Source organism: Terribacillus saccharophilus, from assembly GCF_046592595.1.
GTDB lineage: Bacteria > Bacillota > Bacilli > Bacillales > Amphibacillaceae > Terribacillus > Terribacillus saccharophilus_C.
Genome location: NZ_JAWVPF010000002.1, coordinates 282,434 through 304,922 on the forward strand (window position 1 = coordinate 282,434; position 22,489 = coordinate 304,922).

Annotated in this window: 24 protein-coding genes; 4 read left to right on the forward strand and 20 right to left on the reverse strand. The window is 45.2% G+C overall.

What is annotated here, in order from left to right; all coding sequences use genetic code 11:
• Positions 1 to 11: 11 nt before the first annotated feature.
• From parE to SFC25_RS03870, 5 genes are all read right to left on the reverse strand, one after another.
• Positions 12 to 1,970 carry a DNA topoisomerase IV subunit B gene (gene parE, locus SFC25_RS03850; RefSeq protein WP_411214019.1) on the reverse strand — a complete coding sequence of 653 codons (1,959 nt, stop codon included), beginning with the start codon at positions 1,968 to 1,970 and terminating at the stop codon, positions 12 to 14.
• 428 nt (positions 1,971 to 2,398) lie between these two features.
• A complete protein-coding gene (locus tag SFC25_RS03855) occupies positions 2,399 to 3,823 on the reverse strand; it encodes a protein adenylyltransferase SelO (protein ID WP_411214020.1) in 1,425 nt (474 codons plus the stop codon).
• A gap of 88 nt (positions 3,824 to 3,911) precedes the next feature.
• Entirely contained in the window at positions 3,912 to 4,340 is a 429-nt protein-coding gene (locus tag SFC25_RS03860; protein WP_411214021.1) for a CoA-binding protein, read from the reverse strand.
• 17 nt (positions 4,341 to 4,357) lie between these two features.
• Positions 4,358 to 5,878, reverse strand: a complete 1,521-nt coding sequence (locus SFC25_RS03865) for an ABC transporter permease/substrate-binding protein (protein ID WP_411214022.1) — start codon at positions 5,876 to 5,878, stop codon at positions 4,358 to 4,360.
• Positions 5,875 to 6,942 carry an ABC transporter ATP-binding protein gene (locus SFC25_RS03870; protein ID WP_411214023.1) on the reverse strand — a complete coding sequence of 356 codons (1,068 nt, stop codon included), beginning with the start codon at positions 6,940 to 6,942 and terminating at the stop codon, positions 5,875 to 5,877. The genes SFC25_RS03865 and SFC25_RS03870 overlap by 4 nt, the downstream gene beginning before the upstream one ends.
• A 154-nt stretch (positions 6,943 to 7,096) precedes the next feature.
• On the opposite strand from SFC25_RS03870, the gene plsY reads away from it, so the two are divergent.
• The 3 genes from plsY (at position 7,097) to yidD (ending at position 8,996) form a co-directional block, all read left to right on the forward strand.
• Positions 7,097 to 7,699 (forward strand): glycerol-3-phosphate 1-O-acyltransferase PlsY, encoded by a 603-nt coding sequence (plsY, locus tag SFC25_RS03875; protein ID WP_411214024.1) that lies wholly within the window; start codon positions 7,097 to 7,099, stop codon positions 7,697 to 7,699.
• A 114-nt stretch (positions 7,700 to 7,813) separates the two neighbouring features.
• The gene (folE2, locus tag SFC25_RS03880; RefSeq protein ID WP_411214025.1) at positions 7,814 to 8,746 is read left to right on the forward strand and encodes a GTP cyclohydrolase FolE2; all 933 of its coding nucleotides are present in this window, start codon (positions 7,814 to 7,816) and stop codon (positions 8,744 to 8,746) included.
• Between the two features lie 4 nt (positions 8,747 to 8,750).
• A complete protein-coding gene (yidD, locus tag SFC25_RS03885; RefSeq protein ID WP_411214026.1) occupies positions 8,751 to 8,996 on the forward strand; it encodes a membrane protein insertion efficiency factor YidD in 246 nt (81 codons plus the stop codon).
• A gap of 11 nt (positions 8,997 to 9,007) precedes the next feature.
• On the opposite strand, the gene SFC25_RS03890 is transcribed toward yidD, so the two are convergent.
• From SFC25_RS03890 to acnA, 5 genes are all read right to left on the reverse strand, one after another.
• Positions 9,008 to 9,325 (reverse strand): hypothetical protein, encoded by a 318-nt coding sequence (locus SFC25_RS03890; protein WP_411214027.1) that lies wholly within the window; start codon positions 9,323 to 9,325, stop codon positions 9,008 to 9,010.
• Positions 9,326 to 9,328: 3 nt separating this feature from the next.
• Complete coding sequence (locus tag SFC25_RS03895; protein WP_411214028.1) at positions 9,329 to 9,748, reverse strand: acyl-CoA thioesterase; 420 nt, start codon at positions 9,746 to 9,748, stop codon at positions 9,329 to 9,331.
• Positions 9,745 to 11,997, reverse strand: a complete 2,253-nt coding sequence (locus SFC25_RS03900) for an AAA family ATPase (RefSeq protein ID WP_411214029.1) — start codon at positions 11,995 to 11,997, stop codon at positions 9,745 to 9,747. Before SFC25_RS03900 ends, SFC25_RS03895 begins: the two co-directional genes overlap by 4 nt.
• Positions 11,998 to 12,062: 65 nt before the next feature.
• Positions 12,063 to 12,506 (reverse strand): TlpA family protein disulfide reductase, encoded by a 444-nt coding sequence (locus SFC25_RS03905; RefSeq protein ID WP_411214030.1) that lies wholly within the window; start codon positions 12,504 to 12,506, stop codon positions 12,063 to 12,065.
• A gap of 91 nt (positions 12,507 to 12,597) precedes the next feature.
• Entirely contained in the window at positions 12,598 to 15,306 is a 2,709-nt protein-coding gene (gene acnA, locus SFC25_RS03910; protein WP_411214031.1) for an aconitate hydratase AcnA, read from the reverse strand.
• Positions 15,307 to 15,551: 245 nt separating this feature from the next.
• On the opposite strand from acnA, the gene SFC25_RS03915 reads away from it, so the two are divergent.
• Positions 15,552 to 15,677, forward strand: coding sequence for a small acid-soluble spore protein P (locus tag SFC25_RS03915; RefSeq protein ID WP_095217759.1), 126 nt, complete (start codon positions 15,552 to 15,554; stop codon positions 15,675 to 15,677).
• A gap of 40 nt (positions 15,678 to 15,717) precedes the next feature.
• On the opposite strand, the gene SFC25_RS03920 is transcribed toward SFC25_RS03915, so the two are convergent.
• From SFC25_RS03920 to sirA, 10 genes are all read right to left on the reverse strand, one after another.
• Positions 15,718 to 16,824 carry an ATP-binding protein gene (locus tag SFC25_RS03920; protein WP_411214032.1) on the reverse strand — a complete coding sequence of 369 codons (1,107 nt, stop codon included), beginning with the start codon at positions 16,822 to 16,824 and terminating at the stop codon, positions 15,718 to 15,720.
• A 187-nt stretch (positions 16,825 to 17,011) separates the two neighbouring features.
• The gene (locus tag SFC25_RS03925) at positions 17,012 to 17,485 is read right to left on the reverse strand and encodes a CcdC family protein (RefSeq protein ID WP_411214033.1); all 474 of its coding nucleotides are present in this window, start codon (positions 17,483 to 17,485) and stop codon (positions 17,012 to 17,014) included.
• A gap of 29 nt (positions 17,486 to 17,514) precedes the next feature.
• Positions 17,515 to 17,880, reverse strand: coding sequence for a response regulator (locus SFC25_RS03930; protein WP_411214034.1), 366 nt, complete (start codon positions 17,878 to 17,880; stop codon positions 17,515 to 17,517).
• The gene (locus SFC25_RS03935; RefSeq protein WP_411214208.1) at positions 17,849 to 18,322 is read right to left on the reverse strand and encodes a Na(+)/H(+) antiporter subunit B; all 474 of its coding nucleotides are present in this window, start codon (positions 18,320 to 18,322) and stop codon (positions 17,849 to 17,851) included. Before SFC25_RS03935 ends, SFC25_RS03930 begins: the two co-directional genes overlap by 32 nt.
• Before the next feature lie 54 nt (positions 18,323 to 18,376).
• Positions 18,377 to 19,072: a cytochrome c biogenesis CcdA family protein gene (locus SFC25_RS03940; protein WP_411214035.1), complete on the reverse strand. Its 696-nt coding sequence runs from the start codon at positions 19,070 to 19,072 to the stop codon at positions 18,377 to 18,379.
• A gap of 88 nt (positions 19,073 to 19,160) precedes the next feature.
• A complete protein-coding gene (locus SFC25_RS03945; RefSeq protein WP_411214036.1) occupies positions 19,161 to 19,574 on the reverse strand; it encodes a YndM family protein in 414 nt (137 codons plus the stop codon).
• Positions 19,575 to 19,776: 202 nt separating this feature from the next.
• The gene (locus tag SFC25_RS03950) at positions 19,777 to 20,532 is read right to left on the reverse strand and encodes a nucleotidyltransferase domain-containing protein (RefSeq protein WP_411214037.1); all 756 of its coding nucleotides are present in this window, start codon (positions 20,530 to 20,532) and stop codon (positions 19,777 to 19,779) included.
• A 403-nt stretch (positions 20,533 to 20,935) separates the two neighbouring features.
• Positions 20,936 to 21,346, reverse strand: coding sequence for a YndM family protein (locus SFC25_RS03955; RefSeq protein ID WP_411214038.1), 411 nt, complete (start codon positions 21,344 to 21,346; stop codon positions 20,936 to 20,938).
• Positions 21,347 to 21,724: 378 nt separating this feature from the next.
• Entirely contained in the window at positions 21,725 to 21,946 is a 222-nt protein-coding gene (locus tag SFC25_RS03960; protein ID WP_095223217.1) for a YneF family protein, read from the reverse strand.
• A gap of 43 nt (positions 21,947 to 21,989) precedes the next feature.
• Entirely contained in the window at positions 21,990 to 22,388 is a 399-nt protein-coding gene (gene sirA, locus SFC25_RS03965) for a sporulation inhibitor of replication protein SirA (RefSeq protein ID WP_411214039.1), read from the reverse strand.
• Positions 22,389 to 22,489 lie beyond the last annotated feature (101 nt).

Here is a 22,489-nt window from a genome sequence, read left to right on the forward strand (position 1 = left end):
AGAAATCCCCCTTAGTTGTGCAGCTTGTCGTTTTCGAGGATATTCCCGTCTTCTTCCATACCGAAAGCGACATTACTCTCAATCCATTTACGTCGTGGCTCTACTTTATCGCCCATAAGCGTCGTGATACGACGTTCAGCACGAGCAAAGTCCTCGATCGTTACACGGATGAGCGTGCGAGTGGCAGGATCCATCGTTGTTTCCCAAAGCTGGTCGGCATTCATTTCTCCGAGTCCTTTATAACGCTGGATCGTATAGCCATTTTTCAGTTCCTGGACGATTTCTCGCATCTCTTCATCGCTCCAGGCATAACGGATCACTTCTTTTTTGCCTTTGCCTTTTGAAATCTTGTACAGAGGCGGAAGTGCGATGAATACCTTGCCGGCTTCAATCAATTCCTTCATGTAACGGTAGAAGAAAGTAAGCAATAGGATTTGAATATGCGCACCGTCTGTATCAGCATCGGTCATGATGACAACTTTGTCATACTGCACATCCTCCAAGTCGAATTCCGCTCCGACGCCAGCACCAATTGTATGGATGATCGTGGAGATTTCTTCATTCTTCATAACATCCTGCAGCTTGGCTTTTTCTGTATTGATAACTTTACCTCGAAGTGGCAGGACAGCCTGGAATTTACGGTCACGTCCCTGCTTGGCAGAACCGCCAGCAGAATCTCCCTCTACCAGATACAGTTCATTTTTTTGCGGGTTGCGGGATTGAGCTGGTGTCAGCTTTCCGCTCAATAGCGTATCCTTGCGTTTCTTTTTCTTGCCGCTGCGGGCATCTTCGCGGGCCTTTCGAGCAGCTTCCCGTGCTTCCTTCGCACGTATCGCTTTTTTCACGAGCATGCCGGCAATATCCGGATTTTCGGAAAGGAAATAAGAAAGTTTTTCTGATACAAGGGCATCTACTGCAGAGCGGGCTTCGGATGTACCGAGCTTGCTTTTCGTCTGTCCTTCGAATTGAAGCAATGCTTCCGGTATCCGGACACTGACAATCGCTGTCAAACCTTCCCGGATATCGGTTCCTTCCAGGTTCTTATCTTTTTCTTTTAAGAGATTATTACGGCGTGCGTATTCATTGAATACACGGGTCATACCGGACTTAGCTCCCGCTTCATGCGTACCGCCGTCCTTTGTACGGACGTTGTTTACAAAGCTGAGCATCGTTTCGGTATAGCCATCATTGAATTGGAATGCGAAGAAGATTTCAATATCCTGCTGTTCGCCTTCAAAGGCAAGCACAGGATGAAGCGTATCTTTTTCTTCATTCAAATAATCAACAAAGGACTGCAGACCATCTGGATATAAATATGTCTCTTCCTTATCGCTGCGCTTATCAGCAATATGGAACGCCACTCCTTTAAGCAAGAAAGCCGCTTCGCGCAAACGCTCAGCGAGCGTATCAAAGTTATAGCTTGTTGTAGAGAACATGGACGGATCCGGTTTGAAATGGATGCTGGTCCCTGTTTTCTTTGTTTTTCCTTGTTTCACAAGTGAAGTGGCAGGTTTTCCGCCATTCTCAAAGCGTTGTGTGTAAATATTGCCGTCCCGGTGAATCGTTACTTCTAGCCACTCGGAAAGAGCATTTACGACTGATGCACCTACACCGTGCAATCCTCCGCTTGTCGAATAGCCGCCCTGGCCGAATTTTCCGCCAGCATGCAGGACAGTGAAAATAACCTCAGGAGTAGGTCTTCCGGTAGCATGCATGCCCGTCGGCATCCCGCGGCCAAAATCTTCAACAGAAATACTGTTGTCCTCATGAATGGTCACATTGATTTTGTCACCATGGCCTGCCAGTGCCTCATCCACACTATTATCGACAATTTCATAAACTAAATGATGTAATCCCCGACTGTCAGTACTACCGATATACATGCCGGGACGCTTTCTGACCGCTTCAAGTCCTTCAAGCACTTGAATAGAGTCATCTGAGTAATGCGATGCTTGTTTTGCCAATGCCACATCGGCTCCCTTCTTCGAACAAAAAAACTGTTTCTAAAGTCATTATTCCATTCTTATCACTGGAAAACGACAATGCGCTATAATTATCATAACGCAAACATATGTTTGTGTAAACTAGCTCCCATGCTTAGCAGAGTCCAGTGTATGCCTAATTAAAAGTAGCAGAATAATGCCGGTCAATCAATCCACATTTTGGGATTTCACGTATTTCCTCGTCTGCTAGAGGCGATTTTCGCTTCATTTTTGCCTTTTTGCATGCTTTCTTACAAAACTTCACGAAAAATAGCTTCCAGTCCTTTTTTACAGCTTCGGAGAAATTCGATATAAATTTATGATATTTTGGATGCCCTGTCAAAGCGTCGCTCGCTATGTCAGCTCGTATTCTCAACTTCCTATATATGTATACCTGCCAGGCGGCAGGCAGAATATCATGTTCCGCAAAAAGTCTGAAATGGTTCTTCCGGTTCCGGCGGATCCTCTGTATATTTTGGATCGACAGCTGCATCACTGTAAGGATCGGAGACAATGTCACAAAGACGATCAAATAGCGTGTAATCACCGCTTCCTGCAGCCTCTAACGCTTCTTCTACCAAATGGTTGCGTGGTATCACATTTGGATTCGTTTTTCGCATCACGTCACGGGCAGCTTTGAGTCCTTCTGATTCCAATCGTTTCTCCCAGCGTTCTTTCCATGACCGAAAGCCTTCTGTTTGTTCAAGCGAAGCTGTATCCCCTGTTGTTAATGCACGAAATGTATTGGTGTAATCCACTTCCGCTTGCTCCATCCACTCCAGCAGATCCTCAACGAGAGCTTCATCACCATCTCTCACATCCACTATACCGATTTTCCGATACATAATGTCAAGCCATGATTTTCTGTATAAACGAGGAAACTCCCGCAAAATATCCTCGGCTTTTTTCACAGCTTTTTCTGGTACTTCATCAAACAAAGGAAGCACTGCTTCTGCGAAACGTGCCAAGTTCCAGGCTGCGATTGGCGGCTGATTGGCATATGCATAGCGACCTTGGATATCTATAGAGCTGTATACAGTCATGGGTTCATACGTATCAAGGAAAGCACACGGACCATAATCGATCGTTTCTCCGCTGATCGTCATATTGTCCGTATTCATCACACCGTGAATGAACCCAACACTTACCCACTTAGCAAGCAGCGAAGCCTGCCGCTCGACAACTGCTTGGAAAAAGCGTGCGTATGCGTCAGACTCCCTGGCAAGCTCTGGATAATGACGCTGGATGCTGTAATCTGCCAAAGCCTTGAGCTCCTGCTCAGAACAGAATCTTCTCGCATATTCAAACGTTCCGACCCGAATGTGGCTTGCTGCAATCCTGGTAAGCACTGCACCTGGCAGTTCTGTTTCGCGGTACACCGGTTCACCTGTTGCAACGACTGCCAAGCTGCGCGTTGTCGGTATACCAAGACCATGCATCGCTTCACTGATAATATATTCCCGCAGCATCGGACCAAGTGCTGCACGACCGTCACCGCCTCTGGAATAAGGCGTGCGTCCTGCGCCTTTCAACTGGATATCCACTTTCTTACCTGTCTGGTCCTGCCATTCACCAAGAAGGATAGCCCGTCCATCACCAAGCATTGTAAAATTACCGAATTGGTGACCGGCGTATGCTTGCGCAATCGGCGTTGCTCCCTGGGGAAAAGTGCTGCCTGCAAGCGTATCGAGTACGCCTTCCTGCTCGATTCCCAGATGAGCTGCCAGCTCTTTGTTCCACTTCACCATCTGCGGTTCCCTGACCGGATTCGGTTCCATCTTTGTGTAGAAAGCTTCAGGCAAAGCCGTGTACGTCGCATCCATTTTACCGTCTAAGCTCATGTCTATTCCTCCTTATTTCGTCTGGATTCGTTTTAGTATACGCTAATGATGCAAGAACCCCATCTGCTCGGAGCAGATGGGGTATTTTTCAATTTCGGGCAGGTCCTACTAGCACACTATGGGCGACCTTGATGCACAAATCCATTAAGACAGTAAAGCCTTCTTGTTCCAAATAAGAAGCTGCTCCTTCATCATAGACACCTTGCTGGGTCCAGAAGATACGAGCATTCGTCTTGCTCGCTTCCCTTGCCAAATCCGGCAGGAATTCTGATCGGCGAAAGACATTGATAATATCGATTTCATCAGGTACATCTGCCAAACTCGGATAGGCCTTCTCGCCAAGAACTTCGGTCACATGCGGATTGACGGGGATAATCTTATAGCCAGCCTGCTGCATCGCCCGGGATACACCATAAGATGTGCGATTCGGGGAATTGGAAAGCCCCACTACCGCAATCGTCTTTGCATTGACTAATATGTCACGAATTTGTTCATTTTCAGGATTTTGAAATGTCATTTTTCATGCCCCTTTCTTTAGAGTAGACCTTCCTGCTCAAGGAATTCCCTTGCTACATCCTCTGGCTGTCTGTCTTCGAAATCAACTTGATAATTCATCTCTGTCATCTGCTCATCTGTTATCTTACCCGCAAGCTGTCCCAATATGTCAGCTAGCTCTGGGTATTCGTCAAGCGTCTCTTGTCGCATAAGCGGAGCACCTTGGTATGGCGGAAACAGATTTTCAGGATCGTCCAGCGTGACAAGATCCAAATCCCTGATATAGCTGTCAGTTGAATAAGCATCGATAATGTCAACATCATCCGCCTCGATCGCCTGCTGCCGTATACCAGGATCCAATGTACGCAGTTCACCAAACTCGACGCCGTAAAGATCCTGTATACCTAAATAGCCGTCTTCCCGGTCACTGAATTCCAATGTGAATCCTGCGGTCATTTCATCATCCATTTTCCTGAGATCAGCAATCGTCTGCAAGTCGTTTTCTTCTGCGAATGATCGCTTCACTGCAAGTGTATACGTATTATTGTACGCCATCGGTTCCAGATATGCCATGTTGAACGATTCACTCATCGCATCCCTCGCCTGTTCGTACACTTCCTGACCGTCATTACTTTCTGCTTGTTCACCCGCTAATGTTACTAGTGCAGTACCACTGAATTCCGGATAAATATCAATGCTGCCGCTTTTCAATGCTTCAAACAGGAAATCCGTTTTCCCTAGATTCGGCTCCAATTCAACCTTCAAGTCTGACTGATCTTCGATTAGCAGCTTATACATATTGATCAAAATCGTAGGCTCCGCATTCAGTTTCCCGCCGATCACAAGATCAGCCTGGTTATCTTTTGCCGCCACAAAAGGTGTGACGACACCGATTATAGCTACGAGAAGCAATACAACAAGCGATTTGAAGCCAAAATTCCGGCTTGTGCGCTCGAAAATACGAATAACCAAATCCAGCAGTATAGCAAGCAAAGCTGCCGGTATTGCACCAAGAAGGATGAGGTTCACATCACCGCCACGGTCAATACCTAATAGGATAAGTTCCCCGAGACCGCCGGCACCGATCAAAGCAGCGATAGTAGTAGTCCCGACAATCATGACCATCGCAGTCCTTATACCGGCCATGATGATCGGCATCGCAAGCGGAAGCTCCACTTTGCGCAGTCGGCGGAAACTGTTCATTCCCATACCTGTTGCGGCTTCTTTCAAAGCTGGGTCAACTTCTGCTATGCCGGTATATGTATTTCGGAGTATCGGGAGAAGTGCATAAATGATAAGTGCTACTATAGCAGGCTTCGTCCCAATACCTATTAATGGAATCAAGAATGCCAATATTGCAAGACTGGGAATTGTCTGCAGTACAGCTGCTACTGCTATAATCGGTTCAGCAAGCTTTTTGGAGCGGCTCAGCAAAAGACCAAGCGGTACGGCAATTGCAATACTGATAAGCAATGCAATGATCGATATTTGCAGATGCTCTCCTAACGCTGTCCAAAAGGAATCACTTCGCTGTTCGAATACGTCTAAGAATGCGTTCATTGCGTCACCACCCCATTCTTGACTTCAGTTTTACTCGCCAGAAACGTCAATAGCTCCTGCTGGGTAAGTGTACCGATCAGCTCACTGTCTTTCATAACCGGCAGGATGCTTGTACCAGTATTCTCAAATACTCTGACTGCTTCCAATACATTCATATCGTTTGGAATTTCAATGACATTTTGCTGTTTGCCATGTTCCACTGCACACAGTACCTGGCCATCGTCACTTGAAAGAATATAGGCTTGATCATGTTCGAAATTGCCTTCTTCGTATGCTGATTGTGTCAGAATTCGTGAGACTGTTTGAGAAGCAACAATATCTACCGCAGTCTGCCATGGTGATTTCTTATCTCCTATAAAGCTGCGGACGAAGGAATCCCGCGGTTCAAGTATCAACTTCTGCGGCGTATCCACTTGGATGATTTCACCGGAATTCATGAGACAGATCCGATCACCTAATGCTGTTGCTTCGTCGATATCATGGGTTACGAAGACAATCGTCTTCTTGATTTGCTGCTGCAATTTACGGATATCCTTTTGCAGCCCTTCTCTGCTGATCGGATCCAAGGCACTGAAAGGCTCATCCATCAGCAATATTTGCGGGTCAGCGGCGAGGGCGCGGATCACTCCGACACGCTGCGCTTGGCCGCCGGATAGTTCTGAAGGTTTCTTTTTCATATAGATGGAAGGCTCCATCCCCACCATCTGCATCAGTTCCTTGGCACGCTCCTGGATCTCTTTTTTCTTCCATTTCTTCATTTCCGGCACAACAGCAATGTTCTCCTCGACTGTCATATGCGGAAACAGCGCTATCTGCTGGAGCACATAGCCGATATTCCATCGCAGTTCGTGTATGTTGTATTCTTTCAGTTGCTTCCCATTTATGTATATCTCTCCGGCGGTTGGTTCAACAAGCCGATTGATCATTTTCATCGTCGTTGTCTTCCCGCATCCGCTTGGTCCGATGAGTGTTAGAAGCTCTCCCTCTTTTATTTCCAGATTGAGGTTTTTAATAGCCTCCGTTCCATCGGGGTAAGTTTTATGTACGCCTTTGAATTCAATCATACCTTCACCTCGTATTTTGTACTAAATGTTCCCTTACCCTTGCACCTAGGGATTTAATCCTATACTATGTAAAAAGTTATGCCTTTCCATGATACTTCGTGCTAAAATGGATAAGCAAGTAATAGGAACGTTTTGTTGTTAAAGGAGAATGTAAATGGAATACGTGTTATTCATCCTGCTCGCCTATGTGATCGGTTCGATACCATCTGCCCTGATTGTCGGCAAAGTAGGCTACAATATAGACGTACGAGAGCACGGGAGCGGTAATCTTGGTGCGACGAACACATTCCGGATACTCGGCAAGAAAGCCGGTATCATCGTTCTGATCGCGGATATCTTAAAAGGAACAATCGCAACCATCCTGCCCGTTCTGTTCGGGTTCGACTTATATCTGCTCGTCATCGGTCTTGGAGCTGTCATCGGGCACGTGTATCCGATATTCGCACGTTTCAAAGGCGGAAAGGCTGTAGCGACTTCAGCTGGAATCATTCTTGGCGTAAATGCCCTGCTTTTTGCCATCATCATTGCAAGTTTTGTCATTGTGCTGCTTATCAGTAAATATGTGTCACTCGCATCCATGACTGCAGGCGTTGTAGGCGTTATCGTCTCGATCTTCATCGCACAGGATATCGTCCTATCGATCGTCCTTGGATTGCTGGCAATATTTATCCTCTATAAACATAGACAAAATATCGTCCGGATCATCAGGCGTGAGGAACCGAAAGCGTCCTTCCTCGTGAAAAACAATTCCAGGTAAGCGGGATTGTTTTTTTCATTTCCCCGGGATTAACTCGGTTCAGACAATTGAATTACGAGCTAAGCATCGGGTATACTTTAAGCTAGTCCATGCGACTTTGAAAGGAGTACAATTATGCAACACCTACACATACCAACTAGAAAACAGCTGCCATCAAAAGCAGAACGTCATAAATTGTTCGGCTCTGTTGCGCCAGGCAAGAAGACGAAACCAGAAAACAAAGCCGATATGGCTGATTTACAAAATACGAAAAAGAACTTTCTTTTCCATATAGATGCAGTCGGCATTGCGAAAGTAAAACATCCAATCCAAGTGATCAGCAACACACGTCCTGCTATGCAGACTACAATCGGAACGTTCGAATTCACCTCCAGCATCCAGCAGGACAGCAAAGGTACTAATATGAGCCGTTTCACTGAACAGCTGGATTTGTATCATAAAAATGGATTCACTGTTTCCGTAAAAAGCTTGCAGACATTCGTTGCGGAGCTTGCAGACCGCTTGAAGCAAGAGGATGCACGCGTCAAAGTGACATTCCCGTGGTTTTTTGAGCGAAGCGGCCCTGCTTCCGGCATGACTGGTTTGAATCATGCCGATGCTACCCTGGAAGTAGCATATGATAAACAGACTGGCTTCCGCACGACTGCCAAGCTTTCTGGCACTGTTACAACATTATGCCCTTGCTCGAAAGAAATCAGCGAGTACAGTGCACATAACCAGCGAGGTATCGTCTCCATGGAAGTGCAGCTGACAGATGCGTTTGATGAAGACGTGCGTGACTGGAAGGAAGACTTGCTCGAAGCTGCTGAAAGCAATGCGAGTGCCCGTATCCACCCTGTTCTGAAGCGCCCGGATGAAAAAATGGTTACGGAAACTGCCTACGAAAACCCGCGCTTTGTCGAGGATATGGTCCGCCTGGTTGCAGCTGATTTGTATGAGCTCGATTATGTGGAAAAATTCACTGTATCCTGCAGTAACGAGGAATCCATCCACTTGCATGACGCGGTGGCTACATTAAGCTACGACAAACGCGACGAAGAGGAATAAGCAAATGGACAAGGTATTTTTAGCCTTGATCCGTTTCTATCGCCGATTCATAAGTCCTGTAACACCGCCGTCCTGCCGTTTTTATCCGACTTGCTCCCAATACGGACTGGAAGCAATCCAGCGGCATGGGGCATGGAAAGGCGGCTGGCTCACCATTAAGCGGATAGCGAAATGCCAGCCTTTTCACCGGGGCGGTTTCGACCCCGTACCTGGCACCACATGTGAGCATCATCATGATAAAAAGCAGTAATCCTTTTCGGATTACTGCTTTTTATTTGGTAAGAGCTCAAATCTCTCCAGCTGCTCCCATTGCTGTTCAGCTTGGAGTATACGAAGCTGATAATCCCCGATCAGATCGAAATGCAGCAGATCTTCATGCTCATCAATCCAACCTTTCTGCAAGCCATACTGTGCTCCCCAATCAATCAGTTTTTGCCGGTCGGCGCAGCCTGCTTTCGTTACGGTTTTTGCTTCCGGAAATCGCGGGTCCAGCCAATAATGAGTCAAAAAAGCGATCTCGCCTTGGCGAACACGCTCTTTCCATACTTTCAGTTCATCACGTCTGACTCCAAATGCCATCTGTTATGCTTCCAATGCCTTCGAATATGCAGCATGCCATTCCGGAAGGGCACGACGAATGGATACCGGGCGGAAGGTTTCCTTTTTCACAACTGTATGAGTCGATGTTCCGGAAACGCAAAGCTTACCATCTTCATTTTTGATCTCATAGCGATACATCGTCCGAATACCATCATAAGAATGAAGCCATGTTTCCACTACCGGCTTTTCACCGTACCGGACAGGATAATGGAACTTCAAGTTTGCATCTACAACCGGGGAAAGAAAGCCGTCATTCTCCATTGCCGCATAGCGCAGACCTAATGTCTCAATAAAGTCGGTTCGGCCGATCTCAAACCAAACAAGGTAATTCACATGATACACAACACCCATTTGGTCGGTCTCCCCGTATCTTACGTTTATTTCTGATGTTGATTTCTTCATAAAGCACTTCTCCTAACCATTTCCCAAGCATTTTCTATATCTTTCTTCTCGAGCACATCCATTTCTGCCTGCTCTTCCTCTTCTACAAGGCGTAGTGATTGGAACTGGATTGCTTCGTCCAAGAGATTCGTAACGAATCTGGCATTTCCTGTTACGGTTATTGCATTTAGACGATCCTTCAGGAAAGCTTCCGCTTCCTCTGAAAGGGTATACGCATAATTTTCCATCGCATGCTTAAAGATGGCGACGAGCTCTTCACTATTGTAATCAGGGAAGATGAAATACTTCTTAAAACGCGAAGCAAGCCCAGGATTGCTGTCGATAAATTGCTTCATCTCCTTCTGATAACCTGCAAGGACGACGACCAAGTTTTCATTGTGCTTCGTCATCTCGTCTACCAGCGTATCAATTGCTTCCTTACCAAAGTCTTGTGAACCACGGAATAAACTGTATGCTTCGTCAATGAATAGCACGCCGCCTAGCGCATCACGGATGACTGTTTTCGTTTTTGCAGCGGTTTGTCCCACGTAACCAGCTACCAGATCACTGCGCGAAGCTACAACCAAATGTCCCCGCTTCAGTAAGCCGCGTTCCTTCAAAATATCCGCATAGATTTTAGCAATTGTTGTCTTACCCGTTCCGGGATTACCAGTAAAAACAGCGTGCAGCTGAATTGGAACAGCAGGAGCTCCTTTACTTTTCCTTGCCTGCTGGATTTGAACAAAGGATGATAACTTTTTCACTTCTTCCTTTATCGATTGCAGACCAATCAGCTGCTCCAGCTGCTGCAAGGGCTGCGATTCACTTTCGTTCTGTTTTGGATCTTTCACATCTTGTGCGGACAGTGTCATATGATCGATCCAGGAGTCCGTCGTTAGCTTTCGATCTGCTCCTTTTTGGAAAATGATGCGCAGCACAATATCCCGGATTGTCCGGGCGTTACCAAAAGTATCATCTACGCGTGCTTGTTCGATATTATCCTCTACAAGACGCAGCGCCTCTTCTGTAAAGAAAAAATCATTTGCGAGCGCCGTATTCTCCGCGATCTGCAAAAGCTCCTCTGTCTCGAAGTCGGGAAGCTCTATATAATTCTGATCCGGTATCCTGCTGCGAAGACCAGGGTTGGCAAACAAAAATTGACGCGTCTCTTCTGGATAACCAGCTAAGATAACGGCGAATTTGCCACCGTATTCACTGCTGGTCATACTGGATACAAGCGTATCAATTACAGCCTGTCCATAATCATTTCCACTCTGTCCTTCTCGTTTCAGACTGTATGCTTCATCTATAAACAGCACGCCGCCGATTGCCTGACGCACATAATTCGTCGTATTTTCCTCGCTCTGACCAAGATATGAACCAACCAAATGGGAACGGTTTACTTCGACCACGTGATCAGATTCCAGTAGTCCGAGCTGATGATACAGCTTAGCCAGTAAACGAGCTATTGTCGTTTTGCCTGTTCCTGGATTTCCTGTGATAACCATATGGAGACCCGGTTCATCCACCATTTGAAATCCGAATTGCTTTCTCTCCTGCTGATAGCGCAGATAATGGTAATAGTCATGGATATACGTCTTTACATCCTGCAGCCCGATCAGCTGATCCAGCACTTCCAGCGGACGGCTCTCGCTCGCCTGGCTCAACACATCAGGCAGTGCTTCTTTTACAGCAGTCAGCGATTTTAATATTTGCAGAACAGTCGCGTTCATTGCCGTAACTGGGGAACCTGTCTTCCTATTTTCGATCGTATCGATTGTCTGCTCCAGCAGGACCAGCAAATCCTCCAATTCCTCATAGGAAAGATTATATGCCGATGCAATATTGCTCGCACCATTTATTCGGCGTGGATATGCCTGCATTACATCTGTCAGCTGTGTGTGTAAGGATTGTGATTTCTTCAATTTTGCAGGATCGAAATCCGTTTCCCTTACCGACCATGTTGGCAAATCTGTGTTCATCAACGCCTGGTAGTATTGATTCACTTGTGCGAATTGGTCGATCTCCATCACGATTGGATGAGTCCGCTCAGAAGTGGCGAGCAGCTGTCTGCTTATTGGATCCTGTTTATGCACACGCATGATCCGGTAAAAAGCGATGATCCGATACAAGCCTTGTTTTAAGGCTTCTTCCTCAGCATCAAGCTCTGATGCCATACGTAACGCCTCTATCTCGGATAGAGGCGGTGAGATGTCCATTGAACTCCAAGCAATCACTTGTTCGGTCAGGGTTTTCTCTGTCAGTGCCACAAGTATGCCCCCTTTTCTACCATCATTTTAGCATACTACAGCCAGACAGGTGAACTGGCGGGACTTTATTTGACCCATTCCTCCAGCTGTTTCTTTGACACAGGGCCAGGGATGACCCGCTGTTTACCCCTTTTGTCGACAACAATAGTAAAAGGTACCGCAACTTGCCGGAATTGATGCGCGACAGCACCCTCCTTATCTAAATAAACTGGTACTTGGAGGGCACTTTTTTCCACAAAGGCTTTTACCTGCTTTTCGCTTCGCTCACTCTTTGTGGCATTGATGCTATATACGCTCACCTTTTCCCCTGCCGCTGCATAAAACTCCTCCAGTTCCGATAAATCCGACAAGCATGTATCGCACCATGTGGCCCAATACATAATGACTACAGGCTTCCCATCCGCACGCTCAATTAGAGCTTCAACTGTATCCAGATCCACTGTGTCAGCTCGGACAAATGACGGAAGTATGAAAAGCATAAGACATAAAAGGACTAAACATCGCTTCATAAAAATTCCCCCTTCGCCGTTTATTTTAGGCTAAAAAGGACCAAACTAACCAAAAAAAGAAGCAGCCGTATCGGCTGCTTCTCCTAAGCTTTTATGCATGCTGCAGTTTGTCACGCAATACCATGTTCAAGATACCGCCATGACGATAATAATCAATCTCCACTTCACTGTCGAAACGAGCAACCGCTTCGAATTCGGTTACTTTACCGTCTTCGGCAGTCGCTGTAACTTTGACGATATCGCGAGGGGAAACATTCTCATCAACTGCTACGTCGATGCTCTCGCGGCCTGTCAAGCCAAGTGATTCCGCACTTTCGCCAGGCTGGAACTGCAATGGCAGCACACCCATCATGACAAGGTTGGAACGGTGGATCCGTTCGAAGCTCTGCGCGATAACAGTCTTGATACCAAGCAAGTTCGTACCTTTGGCTGCCCAGTCACGAGAGCTTCCCATACCGTAGTCTTCCCCAGCAAAGATAGCCAGTCCTGTCTGATCAGCTTGATACTTCATTGCTGCATCATAAATCGGCATCACTTCATCTGTCGGCCAGTAAGTTGTATAACCGCCCTCTGTACCTGGTGCAAGCTGGTTGCGGATACGGATGTTCGCAAATGTACCGCGCATCATTACCTCGTGGTTACCACGACGTGAACCATAGGAGTTGAACTCGCGAGGTGTAACGCCTTTGTCCTGCAAGTATTTACCTGCTGGCATATCTTTCGCGATTGCTCCGGCCGGGGAAATGTGGTCCGTTGTCACGGAGTCGCCAAACTTCCCGATAACACGCAACCCTTGTAGAGGCTGCACCGTGCCGCTTCCTCCAGAGATGTTCTCGAAGAAGGTAGGATTTTGGATATAAGTAGAATCCGCATCCCACTCGTAAAGCGGTTGGTCTGTTGTGTCGATTTCATTCCATTTGGCATTGGAATTAAAGACATCCTCATACTCCTTGCGGAAGATTTCCGGTGTCACAACTTCTGCGACTGCATCCCGGATTTCTTTAGGAGATGGCCATAGGTCTTTGAAATAAACTGCTTTTCCATCTTTATCTGTTCCGATTGGATCATTATCCAAGTCGATATCGACTGTACCTGCAAGCGCGTAAGCCACGACTAACGGCGGTGAAGCCAAATAGTTCGCACGCACAAGCGGGTGGATACGACCTTCGAAGTTACGGTTGCCAGAAAGTACGGATGCAACCGTCAAATCGCTTGAAGATATTGCTTCTTCGATTTCAGGAGACAACGGTCCGGAGTTACCGATACATGTCGTACAGCCATAACCTACAAGCGTGAAGCCTAACTGATCAAGATAAGGCGTCAGCCCTGCATCATCCAAGTAGCGTGTTACTACTTTAGAACCTGGTGCAAGAGATGTTTTCACATATGCAGGCACATTCAGTCCTTTTTCAACCGCATTCCTCGCAAGAAGTCCAGCTCCAAGCATTACGTATGGGTTTGATGTATTCGTACAGGAAGTAATCGCAGCAATTGCGACAGCACCTGTTTTCATCGTGGATGTCTTGCCATCCGGATGGTGCACATCAACTGACTTGTCGAATTCACTCTTATCAAGCCCGAATCCTTGGTTGCCGGATGGTGCTGTAATGGAATCAACAAACGATTTCTGCATACCGGAAAGCGGGATCAAATCCTGCGGGCGCTTCGGACCAGAAAGGTTCGGCTCCAAAGCAGAAAGATCGATTTCAACGATTTCCGTATATTCAGGATCACGTACATCCGGAGAATACCAGAAGTCGTTCTCTTTCGCATATTTCTCGACTAGATCGATTTGCTCCTTGCTTCTGCCTGTCAAATGCATGTAGTTCAGTGTTTCTTCATCAATCGGGAAGAAACCGCATGTTGCACCGTATTCCGGTGCCATATTCGAGATTGTCGCACGGTCAGCAAGCGGCATATCCGCCAGTCCAGGACCGAAGAATTCCACGAATTTTCCTACCACGCTCTTTTGGCGGAGTACTTGTGTCACCTTCAGTGCCAAGTCAGTCGCAGTGGAACCAGCTGGCATCGTACCAACGAACTTGACTCCGATTACATCCGGAGCCGGGAAGTAAGAAGGTTGTCCCAGCATGCTTGCTTCTGCTTCGATACCTCCGACACCCCAGCCAAGGACACCAAGTCCATTGATCATTGTTGTATGGGAATCGGTACCAACCAATGTATCAGGATAAGCAGTATAAGAACCATCTGCATCTTCGTTGCCATGGACAACATTTGCTAAGTATTCCAGGTTAACCTGGTGGACGATACCTGTTGCAGGCGGAACTGCACGGTAGTTGTCAAATGCTTTTTGCGCCCAATTTAAAAATTCATAACGTTCTTTGTTTCGCTCAAATTCCAATTCCATGTTCACTTTCAGCGCGTCTTGCGTACCATACTTGTCAACCTGTACAGAGTGGTCAATAACGAGATCTACCGGGATTTCCGGATTGATCTTATCTGCATCTCCTCCAAGATCGACCATCGCCTTCCGAAGGGAAGCGAGATCCACGACTGCCGGCACACCGGTAAAGTCCTGCAAGATAACACGTGAAGGCTTGAATGGTACATCAGTGATGTCTCCATTCCCCCAGTTTGCTAAGCCTTCTACATGCTCGTCCTTGATTGCAAAGCCATCATGCTGACGAATCAGCGATTCAAGCAGTACTCGGATAGAGAATGGCAAACGGGAGACTGTTCCGAGCCCTTTCTCTTCAAGCGCTTTCAATTGATAGTAATTGTACGTCTTTCCGTTTAATTCAAACTGTTTCTTTGCGTTGTATGAATTATTTCCCACCATCGTATGAACAAACCCCCTTGTGAATTAGCCTGCTCTATCACAATTCTATGATAGAACAGCACGAGCTAACATCGATTTGCACTTTTTATTCTAAATGAAAACGATTCATAAGTAAATTAATTAAGAGCAAAAAACACGCGTAAAATGGGGAATACTAGCGCATTTTGCTCTCAACCTATAGATTTTGATAACGCTCGCATAAGGCCTTCCGCTCAAGGGATAATAGGTACTGTGGAGGTGAGAAAATGGGAGATCAGAAAGGGAAACAACGCAAACACCCAGAGAAAGTGAATGAGCCGTTGAGCGGGTCAAAGAAAGTGAAAAACAAAAATCATAGCAGACAGAAACATAATAGTCATCACGACATGTAAAAGAAACATGGCCTCTTATAAAAGAGGCCATGTATAAATATTATAAGGTAATCGGCAGGGACACCCTAAAGGTACTCCCTATCGTTTCATTTCGAAGGATATCCAGTGCGCCGTTATGCTTATCCAATATTTGGGTGCAAATCATCAATCCCAGTCCCGTTCCTTCTTTCTTTGTCGTAAAGAAAGGCTCCTTGAGCTTGGCAAGCACCTGATCCGGAATTCCAGGTCCCTCATCCACTACATCTACTATACAATCCCTGCCCACTTGACGCTGGCGAATATCAATCTTACCGCCATGAGGCATTTCTTCAAGCGCATTCTTTATAAGATTGATAAAGAGCTGTTTGATTTGGGAACGATCACAAAGCAGTTTGCTATTTTCCCCTTTTTCAAAACCAATTTGCACATTCTGCAGACGTGCCTGGGAATAAAGCAGTGTAATGACATCCTGCAGCATTTCATGGATCGTTTCCGGTTCTTTATTTTCTGCTACCGGCTTTGAAATGAATAGAAGCTCAGATGTGATTGTTTCGATTTTTTCAATTTCATCAACCATAATTTTGTAGTATTCTTCTTTGCGGCTGATTCCGGCCTGAATGAGCTGCAGGAAACCTTTCAGACTGGTAAGCGGATTGCGAATCTCATGTGCTATTCCTGCCGCCAGCTGACCGGCAACACTCATCTTCTCTGAACGGAACATCATCTCTTCTATTTCTTTCTTATCAGATACATCCTTCGCTACCCCGACGTAAAAAGGCACGCCCTGTTCCTCTATCAAAGAGATACTCGCTTCCATCCAAATATGCTTACCGCGGTTATCCAGTACTGTCAGATGGAACCGCTGCGGCCATTCTGTCGTCGCCTCGAACCTATTACGCAGGACAGGCACGTCACATGCATCCAAATATGCCAAAGAAGATGTACCGACCACTTCTTCCGGCAAATAGCCAAGCAGCCTTGTAATCGATGAGGAAGTATAGTGAATCATTCCTTCATAGTCACAGACGAAAACTATATCAAATCCGTTTTGATCGATCCATTGCAGCATCGGTGCGGGAAGTTCAGCCAAAGAATTTGGATCAAAGCCAGTCGGATTAAATGAAGCCGCTTCTTTCTTTTTCTCTGTCTTATAGTCGTCTTCGTTCAAGCTCCTTCGCCCCCTTTTATGTGACCTTGTTCGTGCATCTATGTATGTATAAGTCCTTTTGTTAAGTATGTTACTACAATTATAGAAAAAACAAAACGTCCATTCCACGATTTTCCTAAAACTTGTATAGACAAAACAATTATATGAAAAAAGACCTTCTTACTGGAAGAAAGTCTTTTGACAACCATCAGGTAATTTGCAAGCGTCTCTCGAGCCGTTTGTACTTCCAAAGCATCGCAATCCGCCAGGAAACAATCATACCAAACGCCAGCAGGAAGAATACACCGCCCATCTCCCCGATTTCAATCGTCTGTCCGATTGCAACCTTCAACAAGACCCGAACGAACACGAGCCCGACAATGATTACTGCAAATGCCTTTGAAGGCTTCAGAAAAATCTCTTCGTCCCGTACCTCAAAATTAGAAGTGAGGATCAATAGACTGGAAAAGATGATTCCAGCTCCGAGCGAAAACCAGACTTCCCACCATGGAACACGAAACACCGGAAAAAGGAACATCAATGCACCGGTGCTCATGAATAACGGCGGCAGGATGATTTTCTTTGCTGTTACCGGTCTGGCAGCTGCCCGCATGCGGACCATTGCAACAGCAAGGCCCATGCAAGCAACCAGGATGGTACTGATGATAACAGGTAATGTCATACCCTTACCTTCTTTCAATTTACATTTCTTTAATTGAGAATGCGTTCAACAGTCTCTAAAACCCTTGCATCCTCGAAAGGCTTTGTGATGAAATCCTTTGCGCCAAGCTCGATCGCTTGCATGACGATGCGCTGCTGCCCCATGGCAGAGCACATGATCACCTTTGCATTCGGATCCTGCGTGATAATCTCTTTTAAAGCTGCAAGCCCATCCATGTGCGGCATTGTAATGTCCATAAAGACGACATCAGGCTCTGTTTTCTGAAATTGAGAAACTGCCTCGTGTCCGTCTGCTGCTTCCCCGACAATCTCATAATTGTTTTCGGTAAGCAGGCCACCCAATGTTTTTCGCATGAATTTTGCATCATCTACTATTAGTATCTTTGCCACTTGCATTCTCCTCACTGCTTGAACGATCTTGTGCGATTGACAGGATAATCGTCAGAGCTATACCAACAACGGTAAGATACACCCCTAGATCAAAAAACGTCGCTGTAGCCAATTCCAATTCCCCTAAAACAGGCAAGTGGATATACGTGAACGTATGGCTCAGGAATGGCTGTCCAAATAGGAATGATCCTGCACTAGTCAGGACGGCGATAAGCACACCTGTTACTGTCAAAACACGATAGTTGATCGGTAAGATCTTACTGACCGTCTTGAAACCATAGGCCATATACATGAGCACCAAAGCAGCTGCAGTCCCTAGTCCTCCTATGAATCCTCCTCCGGGAGAATTATGGCCTGAAAAGAATAGATAGACCGAAAATCCAAGCAACAGAAAAGAGATAAGCACGGTTGTTGTTTTGAAGATAAGATTATTCGGTGAAAATTCCACATTCGACACCCTTTCCCTTCATATTCTAAACTACTTCTCTCCTTTTTTCACGATTTAAAAACCGTAAAACGCGAAAAAACTGGCCAGAAAGGAAGTAATCTTTGTCGTAAGATCAAACAATAGCAGAATGCCTATCAGAATCAGGAAATATCCACTTATTTCATGCAGCATCTTTCCGGTTTTTTTCAGTCTATGCAATCGAGATCCGAAGAATCCCCAGATAAAGAAAGGTATGCTGAAGCCTAATACATAAGCTGCCATAAGCGGCACAGCTCCGAGCGGCTGCAATGCAGCAGTGGTCATGATGCCCGCTAAAATCGGACCCGTACAAGGCGTCCAACCCATTGCGAAGGAAAGCCCGATCAGGAATGAACCTGCATATCCAGGCGGCCTTTTCTTTAAGCGAAGCAAGGTTGTGGAAGTCTGCCACCTTCCCCCAAGCAACCCTATCTGGACAGCGCCGAGCAGGATTAAAATGATTCCGCCGATTACTCGTATGTATGATTGGTATGTAAAAAGCCATTCTGATAACGCCAAGGCGCTGTAGCCAAGCAGTAAAAAGATTGACGAAAAGCCAAGAAGGAAGAAAATTGTATGCAGAAACCAACCGGAAGCATGCTTTTCTTTTTCGGATGAGGTGGGATTGACACCTGCCAAGTAGGACAAAAATGCCGGATATAGCGGAAGTACACATGGCGAAAGAAAAGAAAGGAATCCAGCAGCTACAGCAAGCACTATTGTTACTTCCACGAGATATCCTCCATTGCTGAAATATCGATAAGCAAAAGGAATCCCTAAAAGGGATTCCTTTCTTAGTTATTTTACACTATAGCACAGATCAGGACATCCCAACAGTTTGGGCGTTATGATCCTCGAGGACTTGGTTATTCACATAGCGATGGAAGAACCATTCCCCGATGCCAATCACAACCGTGGAAATCAAGGATGCCATTACTACATTGTCATCTGGATTCAATAAAGCTTCACCCAAAGCCCAAAGAACGATGAAAGTCAGGATTGCATCACTAACTGTCGCAATAGCATTCCGCTTTGTATAGTCTCCATCAGGCTTACTTCGGTCACCAGCTCTGCTTAATATGAGCAAGTCACCAATCACATATGCGGCAATAGTCAATACAACACTCATAATCAGTGTATCACTGAATTCTGCATCGAACATAAGGGTGAAGACAATCCATAAAACAGCTAAAATCATGATGAATTTAATCAGTAGTGCCTTTACATGTTTCATTTTGTTCACTCCTTTTTCATACAAGTACCATTAAAACGGCAGAACCAAACCTATTTGTCTGCATTATGAGTGTTACCGGCTTTTCTTATTTTATACCCTCAGCGAATCAAAAGTTGTTTACCCCTTGAGGCGGACGACCCGAATCGTTTCCAATATTAGAGGAATTATAGTGCCTGGGAGACATGTGTACGTTCTTTATCGATTAATTGATTGCAGCAGAATTGATACGAATCAAAAGCTGATTTATCGCATTATAATCCGGCATCTCAGGAAGTGCGGAATTATTTGCTGCCTTTTTAAGATCATCGTCCAGTGACTCTATAAGCTCCACAGCTTCACCAAAGTTGTATTTACCATTCCTGCAGTCCAGGAGGAAACCGCGGTTTGGCCTGTAGGTGCTAAAGTCGCCTGTCTCCAGTATCTCAATAGCGCTTGTCAGCAACCTCACACTATGCATGAAGAACTTCGTGTCATATCCGTAAAGGTCAATTAAGTCTTGTCTGCCAGCTCTGCTATCATTCCTAAGCTTGAGCTTTTGAATCTGGGATTTAGCATATCCTCCGAACTTCTTTTGTATTGCTTTGGAAAGAAATAGATGTCGGTTGTCTATCAATTGTTGTCCTAAATCTGTTAATTTTATGTACTGATCTTTGTTCAAGAACAATATTTCAATATTATTTGGCACACCGACCATAGCATCCTTAACAAACTTTGTAATATGTATGATATTGATATCTACATCGTCCTTCGTATTTTTAAAGTTCTTGCCGCCGCTGCTGTTGTATTCATTAAATGATTCCAGACCCAAGAAATAACTTACCGGCGGTATGCAAATGCCTTTGTAATCCTTATCCGAGTCCTCCGTATTTGTACCATAAGCATGGCTGCCAGTTGGTGCTAGGATGATGGTTCTTTCTTCAAGCCAATCATGACCGCTGGATTGCAACTTTTTAACCATCCCTTTCTTCTATCAATAGATAGTGTTTTCCAATTAAGCACAATAAACCGCAGAAATTTTTTTCATGCTTTTCCTCACCAGCAAAGCAGTTCCGGGATTTTAATCACTTCTATCCAGTAATCAAATCCCTTGTTGCAATGCTAAAACCACCTGAAACATCAAAACAACATTATAATCACCTATATACCTTCTTTATTCTTGGCACGCACCAAGTTGAGTAGCAGGAATACAATAACTAATATAAAAAAAAGTACGACGTGAATGAACTTTTTTTATCATTGATTATTATAGTTAAATTTCTTCTCTCTGAAACAGATAATTTTTGGTCAATTAGTCATCAAAGAAAAGGAACCCCCGAACAGGGATTCCTTTGATTAACTTATTTTAATTGATGGACGCCAGGTCAGTACGCAGCCGTTTGTGTATGCCGGTCCCGGATCACTTTATTATTGACATAACGATGGAAGAACCATTCTACAATGCCAATTACAACGGTAGCTATCAAGGATGCCAACACAACGTTATTATCCGGGCTTAACAATGCTTCCCCCAGCACCCATAGAACGATAAACGTCAGCACAGCATCGCTGATTGTCGCAATTATATTCCGCTTTTTAAAATCGCCATCTGATTTATCGCGGTCACCAGCTTTCCTTAGGACCATTAAGTCTCCGATTACATATGCAGCCACCGTCAACACAATACTCATCAGAAGTGTATCGCTGAATGCCGTGTCAAACATAAGGGTGAATACAATCCATAAAACAGCTAAAATCATGATGAATTTGATCACTAGTGCTTTCACGTGTTTCATTTTTGCTCACTCCTTCTTTTTTATCTATATACCATGAGGGTAGCTTTTCTAAACCTTTATTCTTGCATTGTGTGGATATTATCAGACTCTAAACAACTTGAATTTCCCCAATTGAAGTCGTATATCTTACCTCTTACCTATCATTGTCTTTTAATATCACCCCTAGCTAATCAATGATTTTCATACTCCTTTAAAGCATCGCTAAACAACAAAAAAACCACCCTCTCCGCTTAATTTTCCAGCAGAAAAAGTGGTTTCCAGATTTAATTAACCAAGTCGCCTATAAAATCAAAGAGAGATCAACCTGATTAATCAAATCACTTGTTTGCAATGCCAAATCGCCAACTTGAAACGTCAAAGCTATATAGAAATAATTGCTTATTTACCTTGTTGGTTATTCATTGCGCGCATCATTTGGTTGATTTTCTTTTGTGATGGTTTTTGACCCATTTGCATCATCATTGTACGAAGCATCTGTTCATTAATTGGCGGGTTCTTCTTAAGATAGTTCATCATGTATCTTCTGGCGATGAAAAATCCAAGCGCAACGCCGATAATCAATGCAGCCAGTGCTATAAGTACGACCCAGATCGGACTCATATTGGCTTCCTCCTTCAAAATATCTCTAATCTAGTATAGACAATCAAAAGGAAGAATACAATAGATGAACCCGTGATTGCAGGTCATTTTTTATGATAGGTGCAATCCAGCCGCAGTTGTTGGCTGCTGGCTCGATGATAAAAAAAGAAGAATCGAAGTGGCGGAGCTCTGAGAAGACAGTCTCTTCGGCAGTCGTCAAGGAATCGCATACCACTCGAATATAGTGCTGATCCGTTTCGATATGGACGCTATCATCCTGATGAAGCGCTTGCTGCAGTGATGCTCCTGGGGGAAAATCATAGGTGATATAATCCAGCTGCTCCTGCACATGCACAGTATTCTCCACTTGACTGGAGAGGAAAAAGCGATAGAGGATATCCGATTTATAGAAATAGCGGAAATAGATCTCATGTTTCACCCAATAGACAAAGTATTCTTTCATAAGCTTGTCCCTCCTTCTCCTTTGAAACAATAGTATACGGGAGCCAGCCTGCTTAATCCCTCGGAACTTGTAGCAAAGAGACACGAAGTTGAAAGGGTTTG

Bases quoted from the DNA above. Each gene is read 5' to 3' on its own strand.
- SFC25_RS03855 (WP_411214020.1), bottom strand. From the start codon at position 3,823: ATGAGCTTAGACGGTAAAATGGATGCGACGTACACGGCTTTGCCTGAA.
- SFC25_RS03860 (WP_411214021.1), bottom strand. From the start codon at position 4,340: ATGACATTTCAAAATCCTGAAAATGAACAAATTCGTGACATATTAGTC.
- SFC25_RS03865 (WP_411214022.1), bottom strand. From the start codon at position 5,878: ATGAACGCATTCTTAGACGTATTCGAACAGCGAAGTGATTCCTTTTGG.
- SFC25_RS03870 (WP_411214023.1), bottom strand. From the start codon at position 6,942: ATGATTGAATTCAAAGGCGTACATAAAACTTACCCCGATGGAACGGAG.
- plsY (WP_411214024.1), top strand. From the start codon at position 7,097: ATGGAATACGTGTTATTCATCCTGCTCGCCTATGTGATCGGTTCGATA.
- folE2 (WP_411214025.1), top strand. From the start codon at position 7,814: ATGCAACACCTACACATACCAACTAGAAAACAGCTGCCATCAAAAGCA.
- yidD (WP_411214026.1), top strand. From the start codon at position 8,751: ATGGACAAGGTATTTTTAGCCTTGATCCGTTTCTATCGCCGATTCATA.
- SFC25_RS03890 (WP_411214027.1), bottom strand. From the start codon at position 9,325: ATGGCATTTGGAGTCAGACGTGATGAACTGAAAGTATGGAAAGAGCGT.
- SFC25_RS03895 (WP_411214028.1), bottom strand. From the start codon at position 9,748: ATGAAGAAATCAACATCAGAAATAAACGTAAGATACGGGGAGACCGAC.
- SFC25_RS03905 (WP_411214030.1), bottom strand. From the start codon at position 12,506: ATGAAGCGATGTTTAGTCCTTTTATGTCTTATGCTTTTCATACTTCCG.
- acnA (WP_411214031.1), bottom strand. From the start codon at position 15,306: ATGGTGGGAAATAATTCATACAACGCAAAGAAACAGTTTGAATTAAAC.
- SFC25_RS03915 (WP_095217759.1), top strand. From the start codon at position 15,552: ATGGGAGATCAGAAAGGGAAACAACGCAAACACCCAGAGAAAGTGAAT.
- SFC25_RS03925 (WP_411214033.1), bottom strand. From the start codon at position 17,485: ATGACATTACCTGTTATCATCAGTACCATCCTGGTTGCTTGCATGGGC.
- SFC25_RS03930 (WP_411214034.1), bottom strand. From the start codon at position 17,880: ATGCAAGTGGCAAAGATACTAATAGTAGATGATGCAAAATTCATGCGA.
- SFC25_RS03945 (WP_411214036.1), bottom strand. From the start codon at position 19,574: ATGAAACATGTAAAGGCACTACTGATTAAATTCATCATGATTTTAGCT.
- SFC25_RS03950 (WP_411214037.1), bottom strand. From the start codon at position 20,532: ATGGTTAAAAAGTTGCAATCCAGCGGTCATGATTGGCTTGAAGAAAGA.
- SFC25_RS03955 (WP_411214038.1), bottom strand. From the start codon at position 21,346: ATGAAACACGTGAAAGCACTAGTGATCAAATTCATCATGATTTTAGCT.
- SFC25_RS03960 (WP_095223217.1), bottom strand. From the start codon at position 21,946: ATGAGTCCGATCTGGGTCGTACTTATAGCACTGGCTGCATTGATTATC.
- sirA (WP_411214039.1), bottom strand. From the start codon at position 22,388: ATGAAAGAATACTTTGTCTATTGGGTGAAACATGAGATCTATTTCCGC.